Genomic DNA, 21,016 nt, shown 5'->3' with positions numbered 1-21,016 from the left:
ACGGCTAACTGCAGGTGCGGTAGTCGTACCCCGCCTGCCGCCAGTTGCCGTCGGCGTCCTTGAAGAGGTACTTGCCCTCGGTGTTGCGGCGCATGGGGAAGGAGTGGCTCCGGCCTCGGTACTCCAGGTACAGCGTTTTACCCCGGTCGGTGCTGCCGCCCGTCTGGAAGACGTGTACGTGGGCATAGCCGAAGGTCTGGTTGCCGACCTTGCCGTCCACGTCCAGATGCCAGTACCTCTGAAGCCACTTCGTGGCCGTCGTGGTGTCGTTACCGAAGTGGCCGTCGATGAAGGACTCCCCGAAGGGCGTCCCGGTGGTGGTCAGCGCGCCCTCCGCCCAGAGGATGCGCTGCCACATACACGTGGCGTTGGACTCACGGTGTTCGGCCAGGGAGGAGGACAGGGTTCCCTCGTCGTTGAAGTCGTCGATCGAATAGTCGTACCCCCGTACCCACCCATCGGACGCCTTCGCCGAGGCCGGCGAGGCACTCAGCCCCAGCGTGGCCGCCAGAGCGGCGCCTACGACGACCGCAGCCGTCCGTGAACACTTCCCGCGCATGCTCATGTGATCCCCTCCTGTTGCGCTTACCGCCCAAAGGATTCCCCAAAGCGACGCCGGAGGGACCCTGCAACTTTCGAGGTTCCCCATGCTCCCGTCATGGGTGATGGTCTGGCGGCGGGGTGTCGTGGCGCCCTTCCGGTCTCGGAACGAACCCAACGGGGGACAGATCGCATGGAAGATCCCAATGTGCTCGCGGCCCAGCAATGGGTGAACGCGACCTACGACGGCGTGGCCGCCGGGTACGTCCGCTGCGCCCAGGACGGCAGCACCGGATGGCAGACGGTACTCAGCCTCACCCAGGGCCTCCAGCACGAGCTGGGGATCTCGCCGACCGTGCAGAACTTCGGGCCGGGCACGTTCGACGCGCTTGTGGCACGCGGCGGCATCCGTCCGTCCGAGTCCAACGCCAACATCGTCCGCATCGTCAACTACGCCCTGTGGTGCAAGGGGTACCCCGGCGCTTCAACGGCGAGTCAGTGGACCTCGACGACCACCGACTCGATGAACGACCTGATCCGTGACGCCGGCCTGGCGTCGGCCGCAACCATGTCCAACATCCCCACCAGGCTCCTCGTGCAGTTCATCAAGGCGCTCCTGCGGATGGACCAGTTCCAGCGCGTCCCCGGCGGCACCGACGAGATCCGTAAGTTCCAGCAGCATCTGAATCTGAACTACGTGTACGGCGAGGACATCACCACCATGGACCTCAGTCCATGCGACGGCTTCTACTCGCGTGATGTGCAGCAGGCCGTGATGAAGGCCCTCCAGTTCGAGATCGGCATCCCCCGCTCGGAGATCGGCGGGTACTTCGGCGCGAACACCAAGGCGAAGCTCAAGGAGCAGCCCACCCTGAGCGTGGGCAGCAGCGGGGACCTGGTCCATCTGTTCACGGCCCTGTGCGTGTTCAACTCGCCGGTCGTCGAGGGCGAGGGCGAGACCACGGCGGCGATCCGCCGCGAGTACATCGACCTGACGGAGAGCTTCGTCCGGTCCTTCCAGAGGTTCAGCCAGCTCTCCCTGACCGGCAAGTCGGACTTCGACACCTGGGCGCAGCTCCTGGTCTCCACCGGCAACGAGTTCCGCGCGACCACCGCGTGCGACGAGGCGGAACCGCTCACCTTCGCCCGCGCGCAGGCGCTCAGCAACGCCGGGTTCCGGATCGTGGGCCGATACCTCGACGAACACCTCCCCCCGGAGGATCCGTACTACCAGGGGAAGGCGCTCACCAGTGCCGAGCTGAGCGACATCATCCGCGGTGGCCTGAAGGTGTACCCGATCTTCCAGTGGAACGCCAGGTACAACTGGAACTTCACGTACGCCAAGGGCTTCGAGCAAGGCGACGTGGCCGAGAAGAGGGCGCGGGAGTTCGGGTTCGGCCGCGGCACCTGTATCTATTTCGCCGTGGACTTCGACGCCACCGGGGCGGACATGGACGTGGTCATCGACTACTTCCGCGGCGTACGCGCGGCCCTGGGCCGGACGAACCGCTACACCTACGGCGTCTACGGCTCCCGGAACGTGTGCAGCACCGTCACCCACCGCGTCGGAGCCACCTGGTCGTTCGTCGCCGGCCTCTCGTGGGGGTTCTCCGGCAACCTCGGCTATCCGCTGCCCGCGAACTGGTCGTTCAACCAGATCCGCAACGGCACGTTCAGCTACGGCAGCGGAAGTTTCGGCGAGTCCTGGGAGATCGACCGGAACGTGTGGCGCCGCTTCTCCGACCCGGGCACGTCCGTGCTCAATCCCGCCCACTCCCCCGCACAGGACTTCATCGACCTCATCCAGCGCCTGTTCACGGAGGCCCTGAAGTACAACCCGGCAGTCGACCCGTACCGGCTCGTCTGCATGTTCTTCCGGCAGGAAAAGTACAGCAACCTCGCCTGGAGCGCGATCCTGGAATCAGGAATCGACGAGGGCTGGATCGAGCACCTGGCGGCGCAGGGGATCACCCTCGCCGGCCGGAAGCACTTCACCGATCCGGTGACCGGGGCCCCCACCGGTACGGAGCACCTGATGGCGACCCTGGAGATGTGCCTGAGGTCTCCGGGGACCGCCGACCGCGTGACGGTGGGGGACATGGGAGGCTGGGCCGGTGACCTCGCGTCGTTCTACGAGGCATGGCGCCAGGCCAAGGAGCAGTACCCGAGCCCCATGCTCTACGCCCAGGACTACCTGGGACGGCGTGACACCGCGTCCAAGTTCTCGAACGCCGACTGGGTCCAGGATGCCGACGCGTTCAACATCATGCGGCTCATCAGGGCGGAGGAGATCAATCTCCCCACGGCGTTCGCCCGTTACTACGGCACCGACAGCCCGGCAGCCGGTGACCGGGTCTGCCAGCGGCGCTACACGCTGTTCTTCAGGGATCGTTTCAGCAGCGACATCGCGCGGGCGCAGACCCTCGCCAAGAACATGCTCCTCGGCGTGAACTCGGACATCGAAGTGCGAGGGGGCGCCTGGTATTTGAGCGGTGGCTGGAGCCTCGGCGCGGAGGACCGTCCGGCCAACATCCCCGTGAACCTGCTCAACAGCTTCGTCCTCGCCTACGCGTTCGAGCTCGAGGAGCGCGCCGATGCCGAGAAGGGTGTATGACATGACACTGACACGACGATCCGTCCTCCTCTCCGCCGGCGCTCTGGGCGCGGGCGCCGCGCTGGGCGGCGTGTTCACCGGGCCCGCGGTCGCGGCCGACGGCACGTGGAGCGCGCGGCGCAGCGACAACGGCTGGGCCATCGACCCGGATGACATCGCTTCGTTCCGTATCGAGGGCTCCCCCGCCACCGTCCGTCTGCACCGTGAGGCGTCGGCGGTGCTGCTGCATGTCGCGAGACGCTGGCACTACGAGGTGGTGCCGCTGCACAGTTCCAAGGACGTCCTGGGGCACCGTACCGACCGCGCCGTTCGGGCCGCGTACGAGTCGAACTACCTGTCCGGCAGTGCGATCGCGCTGCTCGGGGCGGGTGACGGTCTGTGGCCGCATCAGGAGGCGGTGGTCCGCGACATCCTGGCCGACTGCGGTGGTGTGGTGCGCTGGGGTGCGGACCTCTCCCCCGCCGCCGCGGGTCACTTCCAGATCGACGTCGGGCCGGACGCGAAGCCTTTCACCCAGCTCACGCGGGCCTTCCGCGACCGCGCCGTGCACCACAACGGCCCGCGTCCCGGCGCGGTGGAGGACCCGGCCTCACCGGAGCGCCGCGCGAAGGCCCGCCGTCTGACCAGGGCTCAGAGCAGGAACTGACGACTGTCGTCCTGCGCTCGAGCCGATGGAAGCTCGGCCTCGGTCAACACCCACGCTCCACCCAAAACCGCAGGTCAACAAGGTACGACCCCTGTGACACAAGCCGGGGCAGCAGCGGGCTTCCGGACGTCGGCGGCGGCCGAAGAGCGACGAGAGCGCCCGTTCCGCTGCACCGATGCGAGGTGACCGCTGCGCGCGAAAACACCCCTCCAGGGGCGTTTCCGCAGGTCAGAAGGTTCTTCTTGGTGGGGCGGGTGGGACTCGAACCCACGGCCGACGGATTGTGAGTCCTTTGAGGATCTTGGCGGACCTTGTCGATCAACGCTCATCTTGGCCATTTTCCCAGGTCAGAAGGGGTTTGATGCCTCACCCCTTCCCGGCCCTTGTCAGTCTCTTCCGATCCTTGTGTCCAACCTGCGTCCCGAACGCCTCCCGGATCGACAGGTCCAGCTGGACGCCGAGACGACCACCCCAGCTCGGAAGTGGGCCTCGAAACTCGCACGCAGCGGATTCACCTTCCAGCGCACAGAGGCTCCGCCCCCCGGCACGGGTCGTGTCCCCGGTCGTGGTGTAGCCGATCACGGTCCGTCGCCTCCGCCTTGGAGCCGTCCGGTGCGTGCCGCAGCCAGCCATCGTGCGATCACCGCTGGTCCCGGCCCCGCGAGCCTCAACAGGGCTTCCGGTGAGGGCGATTCGAGGTCATGCGGGCGAAGACGTGCTCGACGCGGGCGCGGACCTGGTTGTGGGACTTGTTGTGTTCCTCTTTCCAGTCCGGGAGTTCGGTCTGGCCGCGCTCGCGGCGGTGCGGGATGACGAGTCCGGTGCCCGGGTAGCCGCCGTCGGCGATCGTGAGGGTCTTGCCGACGGCGGCCTTGGCGCCGGATTCCTCCCATGCCTTGCAGTCGTTGCGGTTCCCGGCGAGCGGCCGGCCGACTATGACGACCAGGCGACTGTCGGCGTCGATGACGACCTGGTGGTTGGTGGAGTACCGGTAGTTCTTCGACCGCTCGGCGATGGTGTGGTCCCGGGTGGGGACCAGGGTGCCGTCCACGATGAGCACGGTGTCCTTGGCGAACCGCTTGCGGGGCTGGAGAGCGAGCATCGGCCCGAGATGGTCGATGATCCGGGCGGCCGCTGATTTGGACACCCCGAACAGCGGTGCGAGCTGGCGCATGGTCAGGTTCGTGCGTGATCACACCAGCCACACCAAGATCATCCCAGTTGCCGACGCTGCCCCATGTCCTCGATCCTGTGTGCTCGGAAAGCAGGGAGGGCACATGGGGCTGGTTCTTTTCCCGGGCGACGGAGACACCAGCAGTCTGGATGTCTCCTGGTCCTACAGCGGCTTTGCCGCGTTCCGGCGGCGTCTGGCCGAGACCGAAGGGATCGTCCTCTCCGAGATGTGGGGCTTCGGCGGCGAGCGCCCGTGGAGTGAGGTGTCCACCGCTCTGGAACCCCTCCTCGATCATCCGGATGACGGCGGTGACGACCTCTCTCCTGCCGAGTGCGCGTCGATTCTGGTCCGGCTGGAGGCGATCACCGACCAGTGGGCACGGGAGGGCAGCGACCAGTTCCTCCAGCAACACATCGAGGACGCCCACCAGCTGGCGGGCGTCCTGCGGCTCTGCATCGAGAAGGACGTCCATCTGGTCTTTCTCTGAAGCCCACCGCCCACGGAACCCACTTACGGGACATCGCTTAGCCCCACGGCCGCTGGCTATCGTTGCTTCCACGGCCACCACGTCTTGATACGTTGTCACAAACTTTCATGATCACGGTGGCCGTCCTCATGCCCGCGCCCGCCCCGGCAACACACTGACCAGTGCAGACGCTGGAACTACAGCTGCCGTGTCAGAGAGGGACACCAGGTCCTTTCGGAAGGAGCTTCTTCAGTACGGGCTCGTATGTGGCAGCGATATCCATGAATTGATGGTTATTGCGACAGAACACCTTACCTTCTGCAATAACTTCGAGGATCAGCGTCTTCGTATCCAAGAAGACTTGGGCAGCGAGCGTTGAGGTGCAGGCTTCCAACCACCTGGTACCCTCACGGGCCAAGATGGCGTAGCTATGAGGCGCGCTCGCCCCACATTGTTTGGTCACGGCGTGGAGGTCATGAACAGCGTTAACCGCGGCACTCTCAAGTCCTGGATTCTTTGACGCCTCGGCTGCCGCTTTCAGATGGATCGCACTACTCGTAGTACGCACCAGGGGATCCTGCTCGCCCCCGTCGCACCCCTTAGCCGTCTCCAGGTGGTTTCGGGCGATTCTCAGGTGCCCGTGCTCCAACTCGAACGAGCCTCGCTGCAGCCAATAGTGGCGGTCGTCTTGCAAAGAGTCGTGCGCGGCGTCGTAGATTTCCCGTACGGTTTCGACGGGGAGCTTGAGGTCACGCATCAGAGTGTGGCTGAGCAGCTTGATCATGGCTCGGCGAATGGGATGGTCATTGTCTTGGATGTTCCGTGCCCGGGCCGCGTAGAACACCAAAAGATGCCGGGCCACGGAGGCCAGTTGGTCCAGATTGGCTCTGAGGACTGAGTCAACGACGCTGTCGGCGATGGCCCGCTGGCGGCAACGGAGTCGACCGTCGGCGGCCCTCACCAAGATGCCCATGCGGACTAGTTGGGAGACGGCATCTCGGTGCCGTCTGGTCGGCGCGGCTGATGAGGCGACAATCAGCAAGAGATCCTCTTCGTCAATTCCTCGCTGCTTGTAGACGAGGGCCGACTCGAAGAGGCAAACGGTGGCATACGCTGCCCGCTGTTCGCTGTCTAGCTGCTGGAACTCACTTCGAATCTTCTCCTCGAACTGCTCTCCGGTAACCACCTGGATCATTGCAGCCAGAAGGCTGTTCTCGCAGATCGCGCGGAGCCTGTTGATGCGCTGATGGGGAAATCGGTGCTGCTTCAGAATTCCCAGGAGCCCATTTTTCTTGAGCACCTTGATAAGGTTCCTGAGATCGTCGTCATTCAGTGGAGTATCGGAATGTACGACGTCGGGTGTGAAAGTGGCATCGAGCTCATGTTCACGGGTCGTGCGGATCGCCGCCACGACGAGGGTTTTCCCTCCATTGCTTAGATTCTTGAGCAATGAAGTCGCTTGCTTGCCGAAGATGTCGACATCGTCGATGAAAATAGCATTCAGTCTCTGTTCTCGAGCCTGGGTCTCGATGGTCCGGCGGGAGACCGATACGTCACGGTCCACCCAGCCGACGTTTTTCCCCATCGTGTGCAGACGATAGGCGTATTGCATCAAAGCTGTGGTCTTGCCCGACCCGGCGCTGCCCTTGAGTAGGACGATCGGGGCACGGCTGCCCGAGCTTGGCCGCCCAGCGTCTTCCAACGCGTCCTTTATAGATAGCTCGGCGGCTACCTTGTCGATGATGTCGCCCCACGCTGCGTCCCGGCCTTCCAGGAATCCGCGGCTTCCCTTCGACGCTTCACTCACCAATGTCGCCACTCGAGCCACGCCCGTGCCCTTGCGTTCGCCAGCGTAGGTCTGTGCGAGCAACCGCTGGCCCTCGACGAGGCTTTGGTGGCCGGACGGCAGACAATGGGTCGAGAAGGTGAAGGGGGACTGCCGGATGTGGCTGAGAGCGGCCCGCCGCAACCGCGCCCGATCGGCCAGGGCGCCGTCGGATGTGACGATGAAGCCTGGAAACTCCTCCGCTCCTGAAAGTCTGCCGGTCATGGCGAGTGTTTCCCACAGGGCCGCGCTGTCGGGTGACAGCGCCATGAACAGCGTGGGCCTGATGAGCACTTCTGCCTGGAACTGCCGGAACCATAGGTTGCGAGGGTCGCTGGCGTTCACGGGGACCTCGCCGAAGTCGACAGTCCCGGTTGTGTTGCCGACCGTCCCGTTCATTGCGATGACTTCGACGACACTCTTCTTGTCTCCCGGTCCGACCTGGCCAGCATTGACCAAGGAGACAGTTTCGGCCAGCTTCGGAACTTGGGCGACCGCGGTGGCAAAGGTGTCAGAGCCTGTGAAGTCGTAGATGCGCCACCAGGGGGATTGAAGCAGCCGGTGCGCGGCTTGCGGGAAGGTGTCCGGAGCGCCGCGCAGCGCCTGGAGGTGGTGTTCGAGCTGTTGAGCCGTCAGTTCCTCGCGGGCGGCTGCCCAGGTCTCCTTCAACGGTGGGATCGGATGAGGCATTGCACCGAATGCGGCCAGAGCTAGGCGGCGGTTCAGCTCGTCCGTATCGATGGGACCTCCGTCGGCTTCCGGCCCGGAGACCAGCACGAGCACCATCCGCCCTGTGGCTGCCTGCTGGTAGAACGCGTCGAGTAGCGGGCCCTCCTCGTAGTCTTCTTGAGAAGAGGCGTCCTCTGTCGCACGTGCGGGCGCCGCTTCGGGCGTGGGGTAACGAGGTCCTTGCAGAGCAAGTGTGTGGCCAGTCCCAATATCGGTGACCTCGGGGCGCGTGTCGCGTGCAAGGTTCACGCGCAGCAACTGGTGCACAGATTCTGCGCCATGGGATAGCACGCGCCAGAGCCCGTCTTCGTCTCCAGACCCGGCGAGCGGCAACACCGGTGACGGGAGGCCCGACAGATCAGGCAGGCTGCCCGTACGGCCGGCGAGTAGGAGCGTCAGATCGTTGCTTCCGGCCCAGGCATCGAACTCTTCACCGACTGCGCACCTCAGTTGTTCCTCTGAGCAGCCTGCCATCCCATCGTCGGCGTCGGCGGAAACCATCCGGAAGACGGTGTTGACTGTGACCAAGCCGATGGATCTGCCATCGGCCTCCCATCGCAGTGCGCCCTCGCCGGGCAGTAGCCCCGCGTGCCTGCCGGGGAGGACGTGATAGACCTTCTGATGCCACTCCTGGAAATCCCGGAACACCTCGGATTCCAGGGGGCGTACGACGTCATCCGTGAGCCCTCCGCTCCACAGCTCGGATCCGAGTTGCTCCCACATTCCAGTCAGGGCCTTGGTCAGCAAGAGCCCTGCTGAGCCCATCCGGCGGTCTCCCAAGCCTGCTGCGGCCAGGACCATCGGTAGCGCCCCGTCGGCGCTGTGGTTGAGGCAGTCAAGGAGGAGTGAGTCGACAAACTCCCTTGCTGCCGGATACCCGTAATCCGACAATCCACCCGCAGTACCCAGAACGAACAGCCCGTCGAGCCTGTGCCCTGTGCTGTGAAGCTGTGTCAGATCGGCGGACGCTGCAGCCCGTGCTCGTTCACACACCTCAGCGTCCTCGGGCAGCGGCCCAATGCACAGGAAGTGAGCGATCGCGTTCGAATCAGGCATCTTGCCACCTCACGGCTTTCACGGCGGAACGCGGAATCTGCAGGACACCGCTCTTGGCTCCGCATGTGTTCTTCGTAGGCTTCACCTCGACGAATGGGGTGCCCAGGGAACCTTTGGTGACCATGCCTTCGACTCGGTCGGTCTTTCCGCCGCACAGCATCGTCAATGTATTCCTGTACGAAGGCTCCAGAACAACCGTGCCATGTGCAGATTCCTTTTCTGGTCCCACAAGTACGCCAAGAGCAAAGGTGAGGACGCTCATAGCGACTGCGGCTGCCGCAACCCAGTTCGCATGCCCCTGCCTCTTGTCGATCTTCTCGGCCTCATGCTTGGCCTTCTCAAGGACGCTTCTGATCAGCGCCTCACGGCTAGTCACGTAGTCAGGACCAGGAAGGTCTACGACGGGGAATGCCACGGCTCGCATGTAGAGCAGAGCTGCCAATAGCCATAGCCCGACGGTGGCGATTGCGACAATCTGAGTCAGCTTGCCTCGATCCGCCAAGGTAGTGACGGTCAAGGCTGCGATCAACCCACCAGCGAACAGTGTGATGGTGGACTGGGCGGCTTGGTCTCGCACCCGCGCGTTGAACCCTGACTGAACCCGTTGGGAGTAGTACGCCTCAGTAACTGGCGCGATCACAGCTTCCAAGACACTCTCGTAGTCTTCGGAACCCGTCGGCTGCCCCGCCAACCTCGCCTCCACGTCTTGAGTTGGCGCTGAGCGTAACAACACCCGAGGGCACTGGGGATGTATCAGCACGTGATTGATCGCATCGGCGTGCGTCTCACCAGCCCGGCACAGTTCCACCCAACGAGCCGACCGGATAGTGGATGGCGCGTCGCTGCGTGATGTAGGCGATCTTGCGGAAGTCCTCCTCCTGGAGCCCCGGCAGTCCAGTCGGCAGGCTCCCCTCAGGCGCCAACCGCAGGGATGCATGGATCATCTGCCGGCGTGCTTGCGGTCCACCAGTTCAGCAGTGCGCCACGGGTGAGGTGAGCGAACGTGTGAAGGTGGATGGGAGTGTCGGCGGCGGTCCAGGTGGTGGTGCCGACGGAGGACTGTCGGCCAAGGGGACGCTCAGCTGCGATTCCGTCAATCCTGTTCGGGGGGAGGCACAGGTCCGCAGGGAACGGGGTACCGCTGTGGAGGAGGGCAGAGCGGTGGCGGTAGATCGTCTTGAGGGTTGGACGTAGGTTGTCCCAGTCCGCGCGTGTTTCCACGGGGGTGACGGTTTCGGGGGAGCTCGGGGTGAGGGCGCCGCTGTCGTCCCAAAGATTGCGATTCACGGCTGTCGGGGGGCGCTCACTCGGCGGCTCCGGCTTGTACTTCTCTACGAAGTCCAGGAAGCCGCGGCTGGCTCCGATCAGGCCCTTGAAGTGCTTGGCGACCTTGGCGAGGAGTTCGTCGCCGCCGCTTCCGCGCACCAGCTCGGCCGCGTCGGGGTAGGTCTCGGCGAACAGTTCAGCGGGGTTCGCCGATACCAGTTGGAGCCAAGCTTGCTCGGGGTCGTTGTCCGCCACCCATAGGGCGGTGGCGTAGTGGCGTGCTGCTCGTACGAGAGTGACGGCCTCTTGGGCTTTCAGCTGTGGATAGCGGGGCAGAAGCCTTTTCACGTAGGGGAGGGGAACTCGCATGTCCTCAAGCCCGGGCAGTATCGGGGCGTTCCATGCGGGGACGGGGAGGGCTGGCATGGCGTGTTCCGCGTAGGCCGGACGTCCCGTGGGTTCGTCGTCCGTGAAGGTACGGACTCTTCCGCCGGATCGAATCCGCACGCCAAGGATCAGGCTGAGCAGGGACGCGATCTCGTCGTCTGCGTTCAGCGCAATCCATCTGCTGCCTTCCTTCTTGATCGTTGTCTTGCTGCGTTCAGGTGCTTCGCCGGGGTCGCGCCAGTGGACCCGCAGGGCGATCCGCGGCGCCAGCGCGGTCTTCATGAGGTCGGCCATTGTGGGGAACATCTGAAACGGTCCGAGGCCGTCGACGGTATCGCCGATGGGGTGCGCGTCGGTGTAGAGCAGGAATTCCCGGCCTTCTGTGCTGGGGACGCCTGCGGTCGCGGCACGCCACAGGCGCCAGGCTTGAGGGCCATCGTCGATCAAATTCGCACTGTTCGCTGCGGGAGAGTTCATCAGAGCCTCGCTGTATCGTGACGCGCCCCGTCCGGAACAACGGGACAACTGCCTTCTGAGCCTGGCGCGTTGGAGTATCACACTGTGGGCACAGCGACGGTCTCCAGGACCTGCCGCGCGCTGTCGACGAAGGCACGCCGCTTGGTGTAGGCGACGGCTTCGGCGTCGCGCCACGGTCCCCAGTCCGGGGTCCGGGCTTCTGGACTGGCGTGGCTGGGGGGCCAGCGGATCCGGTCTTCGGTGACATTCCGGAGCACGCGGAGGGCGGCCAGCATGTCCGAGTCCATTGCGTTGGCCTCCATAAGGCCGAGCATCGTCACCCGTTCTACGGGTAGTTCTACCGCTTCCACGGCTGTCGAACTACGCGACTCAGGCCGCGTTGCACGGATGTGCAGCAGCGAAATATTGCAACCGTCTACGCCAGCAGCTGATGCACCACGTCGTCGTCTGTCACTTCGTACACATCGATACGCAGCATCCTGCGGACGTGCGCCGGAACGCGTTCGACGGCTTTGACGGCCGAGGACGGAACGATGAGGGCATACCGTATCTGCGGTTCTTGGCTCGTCATACGACGCAACAGCTGTCCATAGGCTATGTCGGCGTCGATGCCTTTCTCGCTGGTGCGGCCCTTGGCTTCGCAGATCAGCCGCTCGTCGCCGCGCACGGCTTCGAGGTCGGTCCAGCGGTCGGTGGGATCGATCGGTGTCCAGCCTTCAGCGAGCAGCCAGGTTCGGAAGGCATCGGCGACTCGGTCCTCGTCACTGTCGCGTGCCAGGATCTTCCGCAGCTCCGCCAGATCGGCCTCCTGGTTGCGGCGCAGCCGTCCTCGGTTGTCCGCATCGAGGTCGGCCGGACGGATCACGACCAGCCGCAGTCCGTGAGCGGGAATCTCCGTATCGCGGCGGGCGTCGTACAGTGCCCGTTGCTCGCCCCGGTGAACGCCACTGACGGTGAGTCTGTCCGGCTTGTCGAAGTGGGGCATGGGCTGGTCGTGCTGCAGTTCCCGGTATTCGACCACGAGCTGGTGGCCGGGCCAGTAGGCGTCGACCGGCAGCTTGGCCTGCCGGCCGCCTGCACCGGCATCCCCCAGCAGCCAGTCGAACTTGTGCTGGGTCAAGGCGGTCTCGCCGAGTACCTGGTCGCACAGGCCGACTATGTACGCCTCGTCTCTGTCGTATCTCGTTCCCATGACCGCGCATCATGTCACCCCCACTCTGCTCGCCAACCGCGCGCCCGGCCTGCTGCGTGCCCCTGTGCGAGTCCGACCACGACTACGTCCTGCCGGACGGCACCCTGGCGGAGTGCGACCGAGTCGGCGACAGTCGGGCCGACTTCTCCCACAAGCACCGCCGGCACGGGCTGAACGGGCAGGTGTTGACCGACCCATTCGGGCGGCTGCTGTGGATCTCGCCGACGCTGCCCGGCCGTACGCACGATCTCACCGCGGCCCGCCCACCGGATCATCCGGATCTGCGAGCGCCAGGGCGTTCCGATTCTCGCCGACCACGCCTACACGGGAGCCGGCCCCTGGGTGACGACACCCCCAGACGCCCACCGGGCCGCGACATCACGCCGACCCAGCAAACCGTCAACCACACGCTGTCCACGGCACGGACACCGGTCGAGCGCGGCATCGCACGACTGAAGTCGTGGCGGATCTTCCGCAAGTCCCGATGCAACCCGAATCGAATGCCGTCAATCGCCGCTGCCGTCCGAGCCCGGCAGCAGATCTGCGGCTACCCCGAAGCCGAAGTGCCCTTCGGGCGGAGCCTGCGCGAGGAATCCGAACGAGCGCACCTGGTGGCCCCGGCATCAACCCCCTCGGCCACCAGGAATCCCACCCCGGCCACTGCCCCGTCCTGTCCGAAGATCTGGGCCACTGCGGCGAGTAGATCCAATGCGATGCCGCGGCGCGCAGGTGGTCGCGGGCGATGGTCATGCGTCATTCGGTCGACAAGGTAGGTGACAGGGCCGACCAGTGCCTTCGCCCATGCCTTCCCCACGCTCGCGGAACCAGCCATCTTGCCCGGCTGCCCTCGACGGGGTCACCGCCATCGACACCAACCCGCTGCTGGCGACCGTCAAACGCGGGCCTGATCCGCCACTGACAACAGAGGCGACCCGCCGACCGACCGCCAGCACTGCGTCCTCGGCCGGTCCGTCCCTGCTTCGATGGTGCTGCGTACTGCTCGGTCGAAGTCGATGACGGCGAGCTTCTGTCGGCGGACCAAGCCTTCGGCCCCCTCTGCACGACTCCGCCGGAGTCGACCTGAGCCCACCGACGCCTGGGCAGCGGATCACGTCACGCCTGAGTGCCAGCCGTCGCCGCCCTGGAGGGAAAGCATGGGGCAGGAAAACCGGTGCGGCTACATGTGGGCGGGGAACCGCCCGGACCGGCCGCTCCTGCCATGTCTGTCGGTCCTCTCCGGGCCGTTTCCAGTACGGGCCGTTTTCGCATCCCAGCTCGGACCACACCCCATTCGGGCCGGCGCATACCCACCCGCCGGCCCGGCAGAGCCGCCTACTCGAAGGTCCCCAGCCAGCACTTCTGAATCCTCGCGTCCAGCCAGCGTCCAGAATCCGGTACCCAAGGCCTCGAACACGCCACCCGCGGCAACGTGCCCCATCGCCGGTGCGCGACATCTGTGCAGGTCAGAGCGGTGTGCACTAACACTAACCGCAACGGAGCCGAACTCACGAGCAGCGGATTCAGGCCGTTCAGGCAAAGTTGACGATCCGACAGGAAAAAATCAACGTTTCCGCAGGTCAGAGACCTACTGAAGTGGGGCGGGTGGGACTCGAACCCACGGCCGACGGATTATGAGTCCGCTGCTCGACTCAACATTCTTCCGGAGCCTGAAGTCGGCGGAGTGGAGCCAGGATCCTCCTGGCTCCACTCCTTGGTGCGGGTGTGCGGGCGGGTCACTGGAACTGTGCGAAGAACCTCCATATCTCCGCCTTGGTCCAGGTGGCGACGCCGCTTTCGCCGGAGGAACCGTCGACCGGACCCGGTAGGTGGCCTCCGTCGAAGGCGGCCCACTGGACCGGGTATCCGGCACGGCAGCCCGCGTAGGTGACGGTGATGTGTGTCCGGCTGCCCGGCGCCGGCTCGCGCGGGTTCTGAGCGGTGCAGCCGTTGTTGCTGACGAATCTGTCGCGCAGGGACCGTCCTTGCGCGATGTTGAGGACGGAGTCGCTGACGCCGTGGATTCCGAAGTAGGCGATGGGCTGGGTGCCTCCGTCGCACCCGCTGATCTGGGCGCCGGAAATGACGGCGACGGCCCTGAAGGCGTTCGCCCGGCTGCAGGCGAGTGCGTAGCTCATCCCGCCGCCCCAGCTGAATCCCGTGGCGAAGCGCTGCGCCGGGTTGACGCAGAGACCGCCCTCGATGCGCCGGATCATGTCGTCGACGAAGGTGATGTCCTCACCGCCCGAATTGGCCCAGCCGTTGCCGAGGCCCTGGGGGGCGACGAGGATCGCGCCGTTGTTCGACTGTTCCTGTTGGCCGTAGTAGGACCAGGCGTTCCCGCTCGTGCCGCCCGAGACGACCTCGCCGGCGGTTCCGCCCCGCCAGTGGAACGCGAAGATCAGCCGGTAGCGGTGGCTGTTGTCGTAGTTGGCGGGAACCCTGAGGATGAAGCTGCGGCTCTTGCCTCCGCTCTGCATCGTGTGCGTACCGCTCGCCAGTGTCGGGCTGCTACCGCATCCGCCGCCGCCACCTGACGACAGCCTGATCATCTGCCATTGCTGGTTGGCGCCGCCCCAGTCGGTGTACTGGACGACGTTGCCGCCGTCGGCGGTGGAGGCGCCTTGCACCTCCACCGCTTTGCCGCTCTGGCGCGAGACGAGCCTCACGTGGCCGTCCGAGCTGTCGGCCAGGCGGAACTGCTGGTTGGCCCCGTTGTGGTCGGCCCACTGCTGGATCGCGGCACCGTCCGCGGTCGAGGCGCCGGCCACGTCGAGAACCTTGCCCGAATGCCGGGCCTTGAGACGGTAGAAGCCGCCGCCGGAGTCCACGAACTGCCACTGCTGGCTGGCTCCGTCGTCGCGCGTCCGCTGGCTGACCCGCGCGCCGTCGGCGGTGGAGGCGCCGGTGACGTGCAGCGCCTTGCCGCTGTTGCGATTGACCAGGACGTACCAGGCACTGGTGTCCACCGTCGCCGCCTCGGCGGGCGACGGATTCACCGCGGCGAGCATGCCGATCGCGAGGGCCGTCGCCACCACGGCGGCGACCCGGGACCACCAGCGGTGTTTTCGTGGAGGGGCGGGGGAAGCCGCACCGCAGGTGTTCATCGATTCACCCCTTCCTTCGTTCATGGCAGGTGCCATCAGGTGCGGGTCCAGCGTTGGTTGCTGCCGTTGGAGCAGGTGTAGAGCTGGATCAGGGTGCCGTTGGCGGTGGCGGCCCCGACGGCGTCGAGGCAGAGGCCGGACTGGACGCCGGCAATGGATCCGTCGGAGTTGAGGCGCCATTTCTGGTTGTCGCCGCCCCAGCAGCTGTAGATCTGGACCTTGGTGCCGTTGCCGGTGCCGGCGGCGTCCAGGCACTTGTTGCCGTAGACCCTGAGTTCGCCGGCGGCGGTGTACGTCCACTGCTGGTTGGTGGCGCTGCGGCAGTCCCACAGGTTGAGCTGGGTGCCGTCCGTGGTGCTGCTGCCGGGCACGTCCAGGCAGCGGCCCGAACCGACGCCCTTGATCTGTCCGGAACCCGAAGGCGGCGTGGTGGTACCGCCGTTGAGCGCGTTGAGGACCGCGGTGTAGGCGGCCTTCTTGCTGCCGTCGCCGTTGAACAGCAGCGGCGAGTGCTCCGGTCGCCAGGAGTCGGTGTCGCGCACACCCCAGACGGTGATGCCGAGGCAGCGCGGGACGGCCAGGCAGTCGTTGGTCACGTTGGCGAAGGTCGTGGCCGAGGCGCCCTGGATGTCGAGTTCGGTGATGGCCACGTCGACGCCGAGTGCGGCGAAGTTCTGCAGGGTGGTGCGGAAGTTGCTGTTGTAGGGGCTGCCGTTGTTGAAGTGCGACTGGAAGCCGACGCAGTCGATCGGCACGCCGCGCTGCTTGAAGTCTCGGACCATGGCGTACATGGCCTGGGTTTTGGCCCAGGTCCAGTTCTCGACGTTGTAGTCGTTGTAGCAGAGCTTGGCGGCCGGGTCGGCGGCGCGCGCGGTGCGGAAGGCGACCTCGATCCAGTCGTTGCCGGTGCGCTGGAGGTTGGAGTCGCGGCGGGCTCCCGAACTGCCGTCGTCGAAGGCCTCGTTCACGACGTCCCACTGGGTGATCTTGCCCTTGTAGTGGGCCATCACGCCGTTGATGTGGCCGATCATCGCCTGGCGCAGGTTGCTGCCGCTGAGGCTCTGCATCCAGCCGGGCTGCTGGGAGTACCACGCCAGGGTGTGGCCGCGCACCTGCTTGCCGTTCTGCACCGCCCAGTTGTAGACGCGGTCACCGGCGGTGAAGTTGAACTGGCCACGCTGGGGCTCGGTGGCGTCGATCTTCATCTCGTTCTCGGCCGTCACCGAGTTGAACTCACGGCCCGCGATCGCCGTGTACGCCGAGTCGCCCAGCCTGCCCGAGGCGATGGCGGTGCCGAAGTAGCGGCCGCTCTGCGCCGCCGCGGCGCCGAGCGTGTTCTCGGCGGCCTGTGCGGTCGGCGGCGCGACCAGTGCGCCGCCCGCACCGAGGACACCGACGACCAGCGCCAGCACCAGGCCGCGGATCTTCCGGCGGACAACGGGTCTGGGAAGGGCATACGAGCCCATGGCTGTGCCTCCAAGGTAGACATCGGGGAGGGACCGAAGCGCAGCGGAGTGTTTCGTCCGCTCCCGTTCGGCAGACGGACGGGGCTGACCGGAACCGGGCAGCAGGGAATCACCGGACCTGGCGGTCATGGGACCGGGACGGGCTCGACGGACACGGACGGCACCCGGTCCACCGTCGGGTGCGGTACGGCGGGCGGCGGGCGGCTGCTGTGTTTCGAGACAGGCATGGGGGGTGCTCCATCGCGGCTCGACCGGGGGACCACCACGCGGCGTCGCATGCCTCTCCGCCTGGGCGAAGAGTCAGGATGCGCTGGTGCGGACCTCACCGGAAACGGGTGGCGCAGGTGCTGTGGTGCGCGGCTCTGTCGTGCGGCTCTTCGTGCGGCTCTGTCGTGCGGCTCTGCGTGGAACTGGTCTGCCGTACAGCACAGATTGCCCAGGGCCCACAAGGTTCGACATTTCGAACTGGAGCCGGTTTCTCAGACACGGATGATTGAGGAGTTGACGATGGATCGTCAATACTCCCCGCAGGAAAACTTTCGGTTTCCCGCCCGAAACTTTCCGGCATCGGGGTGGGCCGGAAGGCGAACCTCCGCCCCGCTGTCGGCGAATGCCGTCGACCCGGCGCCGAGGGCGGGGCCTGGACGAGTGTGCGGACGCCGACTGTTCGCCCTTTCTCCTCAGCACTGACGCCTCGGAATGGCGAGCTGCATCCGGGCGTTCCGGCGTGGTCACGGTCGGCGCGACGGCTCGTCAGACCCACTGCGCCGGAGGCGGTGCCGACCGCGACGACCCCCGCTCGCCGTCCAGGGCGCGGAGGCGCTGTTTGTGGACAGATCAGTGACAGGCCTTGACCAAAGGGCTCCACATTCCTAGCTTGTGGCGTCGAAGCATCCGGGAATTCTTCGAAACTTTCGAGATTGCCCCTGTACCCGGAGTCCCTGTCCCCCGGCGCGTCCGCTCCGCGGTTCATCGGGGTCACCTCACCCCCCACCCCCAAAGGAGACCCTCTGATGTGGTTTCGCCACCTGTCCCCGGTCCGTCCAAGACGGTTACTCGCCGTCCTTGCACCCTTCCTGCTCGTGGCTGCCTTCCTCGGCGCCCAGCCGGCCGAGGCGGCGACCGTGGAACCCAACGCCTCGTATGTGCTGGTCAACCGCACCAGCGGCAAGGCCCTCGACCTCTACAACATGGCGACCGGTGACGGCGCCCGCATCACCCAGTGGACCAGGAACAACCAGAGCCAGCAGCAGTGGCAGTTCGTCGATTCCGGGGGTGGCTACTACCGCATCAAGTCCCGCCTCTCGGGCAAGGTGCTGGACGTCCACAACTGGTCCACCGCGAACGGCGGCGCGATCGTCCAGTGGACCGACCTGAACGCCACCAACCAGCAGTGGCGGCTGGCCGACAGCGCGGACGGCTACGTAAGGCTCATCTCGCGCCACAGCGGCAAGGCCCTCGAGGTGCAGGGCGCCTCCACCGCCGACAACGCGAACATCGTCCAGTACGACGACTGGGGCGGCACCAACCAGCAGTGGCAGCTCGTCAAGGCCGGCGGCGGCAACCCCGGCACGTGCGCTCTTCCGTCGACCTACCGCTGGACCTCGACGGGCGCGCTGGCCCAGCCCAAGGCCGGGTGGGCCTCGCTCAAGGACTTCACCGTCGCCCCGTACAACGGCAAGCATCTCGTCTATGCGACGACGCACGGCTCGGGACCGGGATCGGGCTGGGGCTCGATGAACTTCAACCTGTTCAGCAACTGGTCGGAGATGGCCTCGGCCGGCCAGAACACGATGTCGAACTCCGTCGTGGCGCCCACGCTCTTCTACTTCGCGCCGAAGAACATCTGGGTGCTCGCCTACCAGTGGGGAGGCGGGAGCGCCTTCTCCTACCGGACGTCGAGCGACCCCACCAACCCCAATGGCTGGTCGTCACAGCAGGTGCTCTTCTCCGGAAGCATCACCGGCTCCGGAACAGGCCCCATCGACCAGACGCTCATCGCCGACGGCACGAACATGTACCTGTTCTTCGCCGGTGACAACGGCAAGATCTACCGGGCCAGCATGCCGATCGGGAACTTCCCGAGCAGTTTCGGCTCGAACTACACAACGATCATGAGCGATACGACGAACAACCTGTTCGAAGCGCCGCAGGTCTACAAGCTCCAGGGCCAGGACCGTTACCTCATGATCGTCGAGGCGCAGAGCGCGCAGGGCCGCTTCTTCCGCTCGTTCACGGCCACCAGTCTGAACGGCACATGGACACCCCAGGCCGGGACCCAGAGCAACCCCTTCGCCGGCAAGGCCAACAGTGGCGCCACCTGGACCAACGACATCAGCCATGGCGAACTGATCCGCACCAGCGCCGATCAGACCTTCACCGTCGATCCCTGCAACCTGCAGTTCCTTTACCAGGGACGCGACCCCAACTCCGGAGGCGAATACGGCCAGTGGCCCTACCGGCCAGGTCTGCTGACGCTGCAGCGCTGACGACGTGACGCTGACGACGTGACGTGGATCCGGCTCCGCGATGGAGCCGGCCTGGCGGGCTCGGCGGAAGGCCGAGCCCGCCCGGTCACGCGACAACGTCGGCGCTCGATCGGCGACGGAACGCGAGACCGGGCAACGCTCTCCAGCCCCAGGGCCCTCGGGCACCGCCCGAAGGGAGCGGTCGCGCGACGGCCGGGCCGGGGCGACCGGGCCGGGGCGACCGGAGACGCGCTGCCCGCCGCCCGCCGCCCTACGTGGCATCCCCCTGGGTGTCCCGCTCCGTCAGCGAAGGCCGGGGCTCGCCGTCGAAGCCGGCCGCGCCGTGCAGGCTCCGCATCTTGTCCATCAGCTCCTCCAGTCGCGCGATCGGCTGCGTCTCGAGATAGGCGGAGAGGTGGGTCCCGCAGATCCACCGGCCTGCGGATACGGGCGAAGGGCGGCAGGTCCACGTCCTCCACCAGTACCGGGATGAAGCGGCGACCGCCCGAGTGCACACGCTGGAGCAGGGCCGCGTATTCGTCACGGATCGCGGCGTCGTTCATGGTCGCGACGCTGAAGACCAGGAGTCCGTTGGCCGAGGCGTGCAGGGCCGCTTCCTTTTCCAGGCTCTCCACGAGACCGGGGCCGATCCACCTGTCCAGAAAGACGCGCAGCCCCTCCGCGCGCAGCCGGGAGGCGAGTGTTTCCGCCGACCCGCCGTCCGCTTCGGCGTAGGAGATGAACACGTCGTAACTGCCGCCCGGGTCCACTACGGGAGGGGCGGGAGTTCGTCTGCGGGCCAGCCGCCCACGAACCTCGAAGCCGGTCGAGACCACCGCGGCGACCGCACCGACGATGCCTGCCGCCAACCCCCACTCGTCGGGCCCCATGCCGGGAAGATTACCCGCGGGCCTGGCGGTTCCGCAGTCATTCATGCCGTCAACCGGCTTCCTGGCGCACTGCTTGAGAGCGGCGCCGCGGTACGCACGCACGATCGGGCGACAGGGTTGCTCCGCGCCGTCGGATCGCATGCGGCCGCTCCCGGACCCAGCGCGGCGGAGAGCCGGTCAGGAGCGCTGCCGGCAAGGTCATGGACCACACGCGTCCCGGCTCCGCCTCGACGCCGATCACTCCCTCGTCCGGGCAGAACAGAAGCGTCCGTGGGCGCGGTGCGTGCCGGGAGAGTCCCGCTCCGTGGGCGCCGTGCGGGGCCTGGAGAGCCCCGAAAATCTGGTCTCCGAGTAGGGGCGACCGCCGGTTCGGGCGCCGCTGAGACCGTCACGCCTGTATCGCCCGTACCCTTGATGCTGTCTACGGCGTCACATAGCGGGCGCCAAACCACTGGAGGCAACACCCCGTGCTGATTGCTCAGCGTCCGTCACTGACCGAAGAGGTCGTCGACGAGTTCCGCTCCCGGTTCGTGATCGAGCCGCTGGAGCCGGGCTTCGGCTACACCCTCGGCAACTCTCTCCGCCGCACGCTCCTGTCCTCGATCCCGGGTGCGGCTGTCACGTCCATCCGTGTCGACGGTGTCCTGCACGAGTTCACCACCGTGCCGGGCGTCAAGGAGGACGTCACCGACCTGATCCTCAACATCAAGCAGCTC

The 21,016-nt window shown here is 66.1% G+C and carries 13 protein-coding genes and 3 pseudogenes; 6 read left to right on the top strand and 10 right to left on the bottom strand.

Annotated elements, in window-relative coordinates:
- Window positions 1-4 precede the first annotated feature (4 nt).
- Complete coding sequence (locus tag P1P75_RS00825; RefSeq protein WP_319250900.1) at window positions 5-565, bottom strand: peptidoglycan-binding domain-containing protein; 561 nt, start codon at window positions 563-565, stop codon at window positions 5-7.
- 168 nt (window positions 566-733) lie between these two features.
- On the opposite strand from P1P75_RS00825, the gene P1P75_RS00820 reads away from it, so the two are divergent.
- Both P1P75_RS00820 and P1P75_RS00815 read left to right on the top strand, forming a co-directional pair.
- On the top strand, window positions 734-3,154 hold the full coding sequence (locus tag P1P75_RS00820) for a glycoside hydrolase domain-containing protein (protein ID WP_319250898.1): 2,421 nt from the start codon (window positions 734-736) through the stop codon (window positions 3,152-3,154).
- Between the two features lies 1 nt (window position 3,155).
- Window positions 3,156-3,800 carry a hypothetical protein gene (locus P1P75_RS00815; RefSeq protein WP_319250896.1) on the top strand — a complete coding sequence of 215 codons (645 nt, stop codon included), beginning with the start codon at window positions 3,156-3,158 and terminating at the stop codon, window positions 3,798-3,800.
- Window positions 3,801-4,500: 700 nt separating this feature from the next.
- On the opposite strand, the pseudogene P1P75_RS00810 reads toward P1P75_RS00815, so the two are convergent.
- Window positions 4,501-4,989: pseudogene (locus P1P75_RS00810) on the bottom strand (transposase); the annotation flags it as partial.
- An 88-nt stretch (window positions 4,990-5,077) separates the two neighbouring features.
- Here P1P75_RS00810 and P1P75_RS00805 point away from each other — a divergent pair.
- Window positions 5,078-5,461, top strand: a complete 384-nt coding sequence (locus P1P75_RS00805; protein WP_319250894.1) for a hypothetical protein — start codon at window positions 5,078-5,080, stop codon at window positions 5,459-5,461.
- A 190-nt stretch (window positions 5,462-5,651) separates the two neighbouring features.
- Here the strand turns inward: P1P75_RS00805 and P1P75_RS00800 are convergent, their stop codons facing one another.
- The 5 genes from P1P75_RS00800 to P1P75_RS00780 form a co-directional block, all read right to left on the bottom strand.
- Window positions 5,652-9,050 (bottom strand): hypothetical protein, encoded by a 3,399-nt coding sequence (locus P1P75_RS00800; protein ID WP_319250892.1) that lies wholly within the window; start codon window positions 9,048-9,050, stop codon window positions 5,652-5,654.
- Window positions 9,043-9,699, bottom strand: coding sequence for a hypothetical protein (locus P1P75_RS00795; RefSeq protein WP_319250890.1), 657 nt, complete (start codon window positions 9,697-9,699; stop codon window positions 9,043-9,045). Before P1P75_RS00795 ends, P1P75_RS00800 begins: the two co-directional genes overlap by 8 nt.
- Window positions 9,700-9,962: 263 nt before the next feature.
- Window positions 9,963-11,150, bottom strand: a complete 1,188-nt coding sequence (locus tag P1P75_RS00790) for a hypothetical protein (RefSeq protein WP_319250888.1) — start codon at window positions 11,148-11,150, stop codon at window positions 9,963-9,965.
- Between the two features lie 107 nt (window positions 11,151-11,257).
- Window positions 11,258-11,482 (bottom strand): hypothetical protein, encoded by a 225-nt coding sequence (locus P1P75_RS00785; protein WP_319250886.1) that lies wholly within the window; start codon window positions 11,480-11,482, stop codon window positions 11,258-11,260.
- A gap of 113 nt (window positions 11,483-11,595) precedes the next feature.
- On the bottom strand, window positions 11,596-12,372 hold the full coding sequence (locus P1P75_RS00780; protein ID WP_319250884.1) for a hypothetical protein: 777 nt from the start codon (window positions 12,370-12,372) through the stop codon (window positions 11,596-11,598).
- Between the two features lie 11 nt (window positions 12,373-12,383).
- Here P1P75_RS00780 and P1P75_RS00775 point away from each other — a divergent pair, with 11 nt between their 5' ends.
- Complete coding sequence (locus P1P75_RS00775) at window positions 12,384-13,145, top strand: transposase family protein (RefSeq protein WP_369076323.1); 762 nt, start codon at window positions 12,384-12,386, stop codon at window positions 13,143-13,145.
- 960 nt (window positions 13,146-14,105) lie between these two features.
- Here the strand turns inward: P1P75_RS00775 and P1P75_RS00770 are convergent.
- Window positions 14,106-15,407, bottom strand: a complete 1,302-nt coding sequence (locus P1P75_RS00770) for an RICIN domain-containing protein (protein ID WP_319251121.1) — start codon at window positions 15,405-15,407, stop codon at window positions 14,106-14,108.
- A 104-nt stretch (window positions 15,408-15,511) separates the two neighbouring features.
- Window positions 15,512-16,942 carry an endo-1,4-beta-xylanase gene (locus P1P75_RS00765; RefSeq protein WP_319250882.1) on the bottom strand — a complete coding sequence of 477 codons (1,431 nt, stop codon included), beginning with the start codon at window positions 16,940-16,942 and terminating at the stop codon, window positions 15,512-15,514.
- A 1,013-nt stretch (window positions 16,943-17,955) separates the two neighbouring features.
- Here P1P75_RS00765 and P1P75_RS00760 point away from each other — a divergent pair.
- The gene (locus P1P75_RS00760; protein ID WP_319250880.1) at window positions 17,956-19,431 is read left to right on the top strand and encodes a non-reducing end alpha-L-arabinofuranosidase family hydrolase; all 1,476 of its coding nucleotides are present in this window, start codon (window positions 17,956-17,958) and stop codon (window positions 19,429-19,431) included.
- 458 nt (window positions 19,432-19,889) lie between these two features.
- Here P1P75_RS00760 and P1P75_RS00755 read toward each other — a convergent pair.
- Window positions 19,890-20,300, bottom strand: a pseudogene (locus P1P75_RS00755) (toll/interleukin-1 receptor domain-containing protein); the annotation flags it as partial.
- A 467-nt stretch (window positions 20,301-20,767) separates the two neighbouring features.
- Between P1P75_RS00755 and P1P75_RS00750 the strand changes: the two are divergent.
- Window positions 20,768-21,016, top strand: a pseudogene (locus tag P1P75_RS00750) (DNA-directed RNA polymerase subunit alpha); the annotation flags it as partial.

This window comes from Streptomyces sp. ID05-39B (assembly GCF_033794725.1).
GTDB lineage: Bacteria > Actinomycetota > Actinomycetes > Streptomycetales > Streptomycetaceae > Streptomyces > Streptomyces bobili.
The sequence above is the reverse complement of the archived record's forward strand: the minus strand, read 5'-3'. Positions and strand labels throughout refer to the sequence as shown.

Excerpts from the sequence above, each read along its gene's own strand:
- P1P75_RS00775 (WP_369076323.1), top strand. The coding sequence starts at position 12,384 with ATGTCACCCCCACTCTGCTCGCCAACCGCGCGCCCGGCCTGCTGCGTG.
- P1P75_RS00805 (WP_319250894.1), top strand. The coding sequence starts at position 5,078 with ATGGGGCTGGTTCTTTTCCCGGGCGACGGAGACACCAGCAGTCTGGAT.
- P1P75_RS00760 (WP_319250880.1), top strand. The coding sequence starts at position 17,956 with ATGTGGTTTCGCCACCTGTCCCCGGTCCGTCCAAGACGGTTACTCGCC.
- P1P75_RS00820 (WP_319250898.1), top strand. The coding sequence starts at position 734 with ATGGAAGATCCCAATGTGCTCGCGGCCCAGCAATGGGTGAACGCGACC.
- P1P75_RS00765 (WP_319250882.1), bottom strand. The coding sequence starts at position 16,942 with ATGGGCTCGTATGCCCTTCCCAGACCCGTTGTCCGCCGGAAGATCCGC.
- P1P75_RS00800 (WP_319250892.1), bottom strand. The coding sequence starts at position 9,050 with ATGCCTGATTCGAACGCGATCGCTCACTTCCTGTGCATTGGGCCGCTG.
- P1P75_RS00815 (WP_319250896.1), top strand. The coding sequence starts at position 3,156 with ATGACACTGACACGACGATCCGTCCTCCTCTCCGCCGGCGCTCTGGGC.
- P1P75_RS00785 (WP_319250886.1), bottom strand. The coding sequence starts at position 11,482 with ATGGAGGCCAACGCAATGGACTCGGACATGCTGGCCGCCCTCCGCGTG.
- P1P75_RS00825 (WP_319250900.1), bottom strand. The coding sequence starts at position 565 with ATGAGCATGCGCGGGAAGTGTTCACGGACGGCTGCGGTCGTCGTAGGC.
- P1P75_RS00780 (WP_319250884.1), bottom strand. The coding sequence starts at position 12,372 with ATGGGAACGAGATACGACAGAGACGAGGCGTACATAGTCGGCCTGTGC.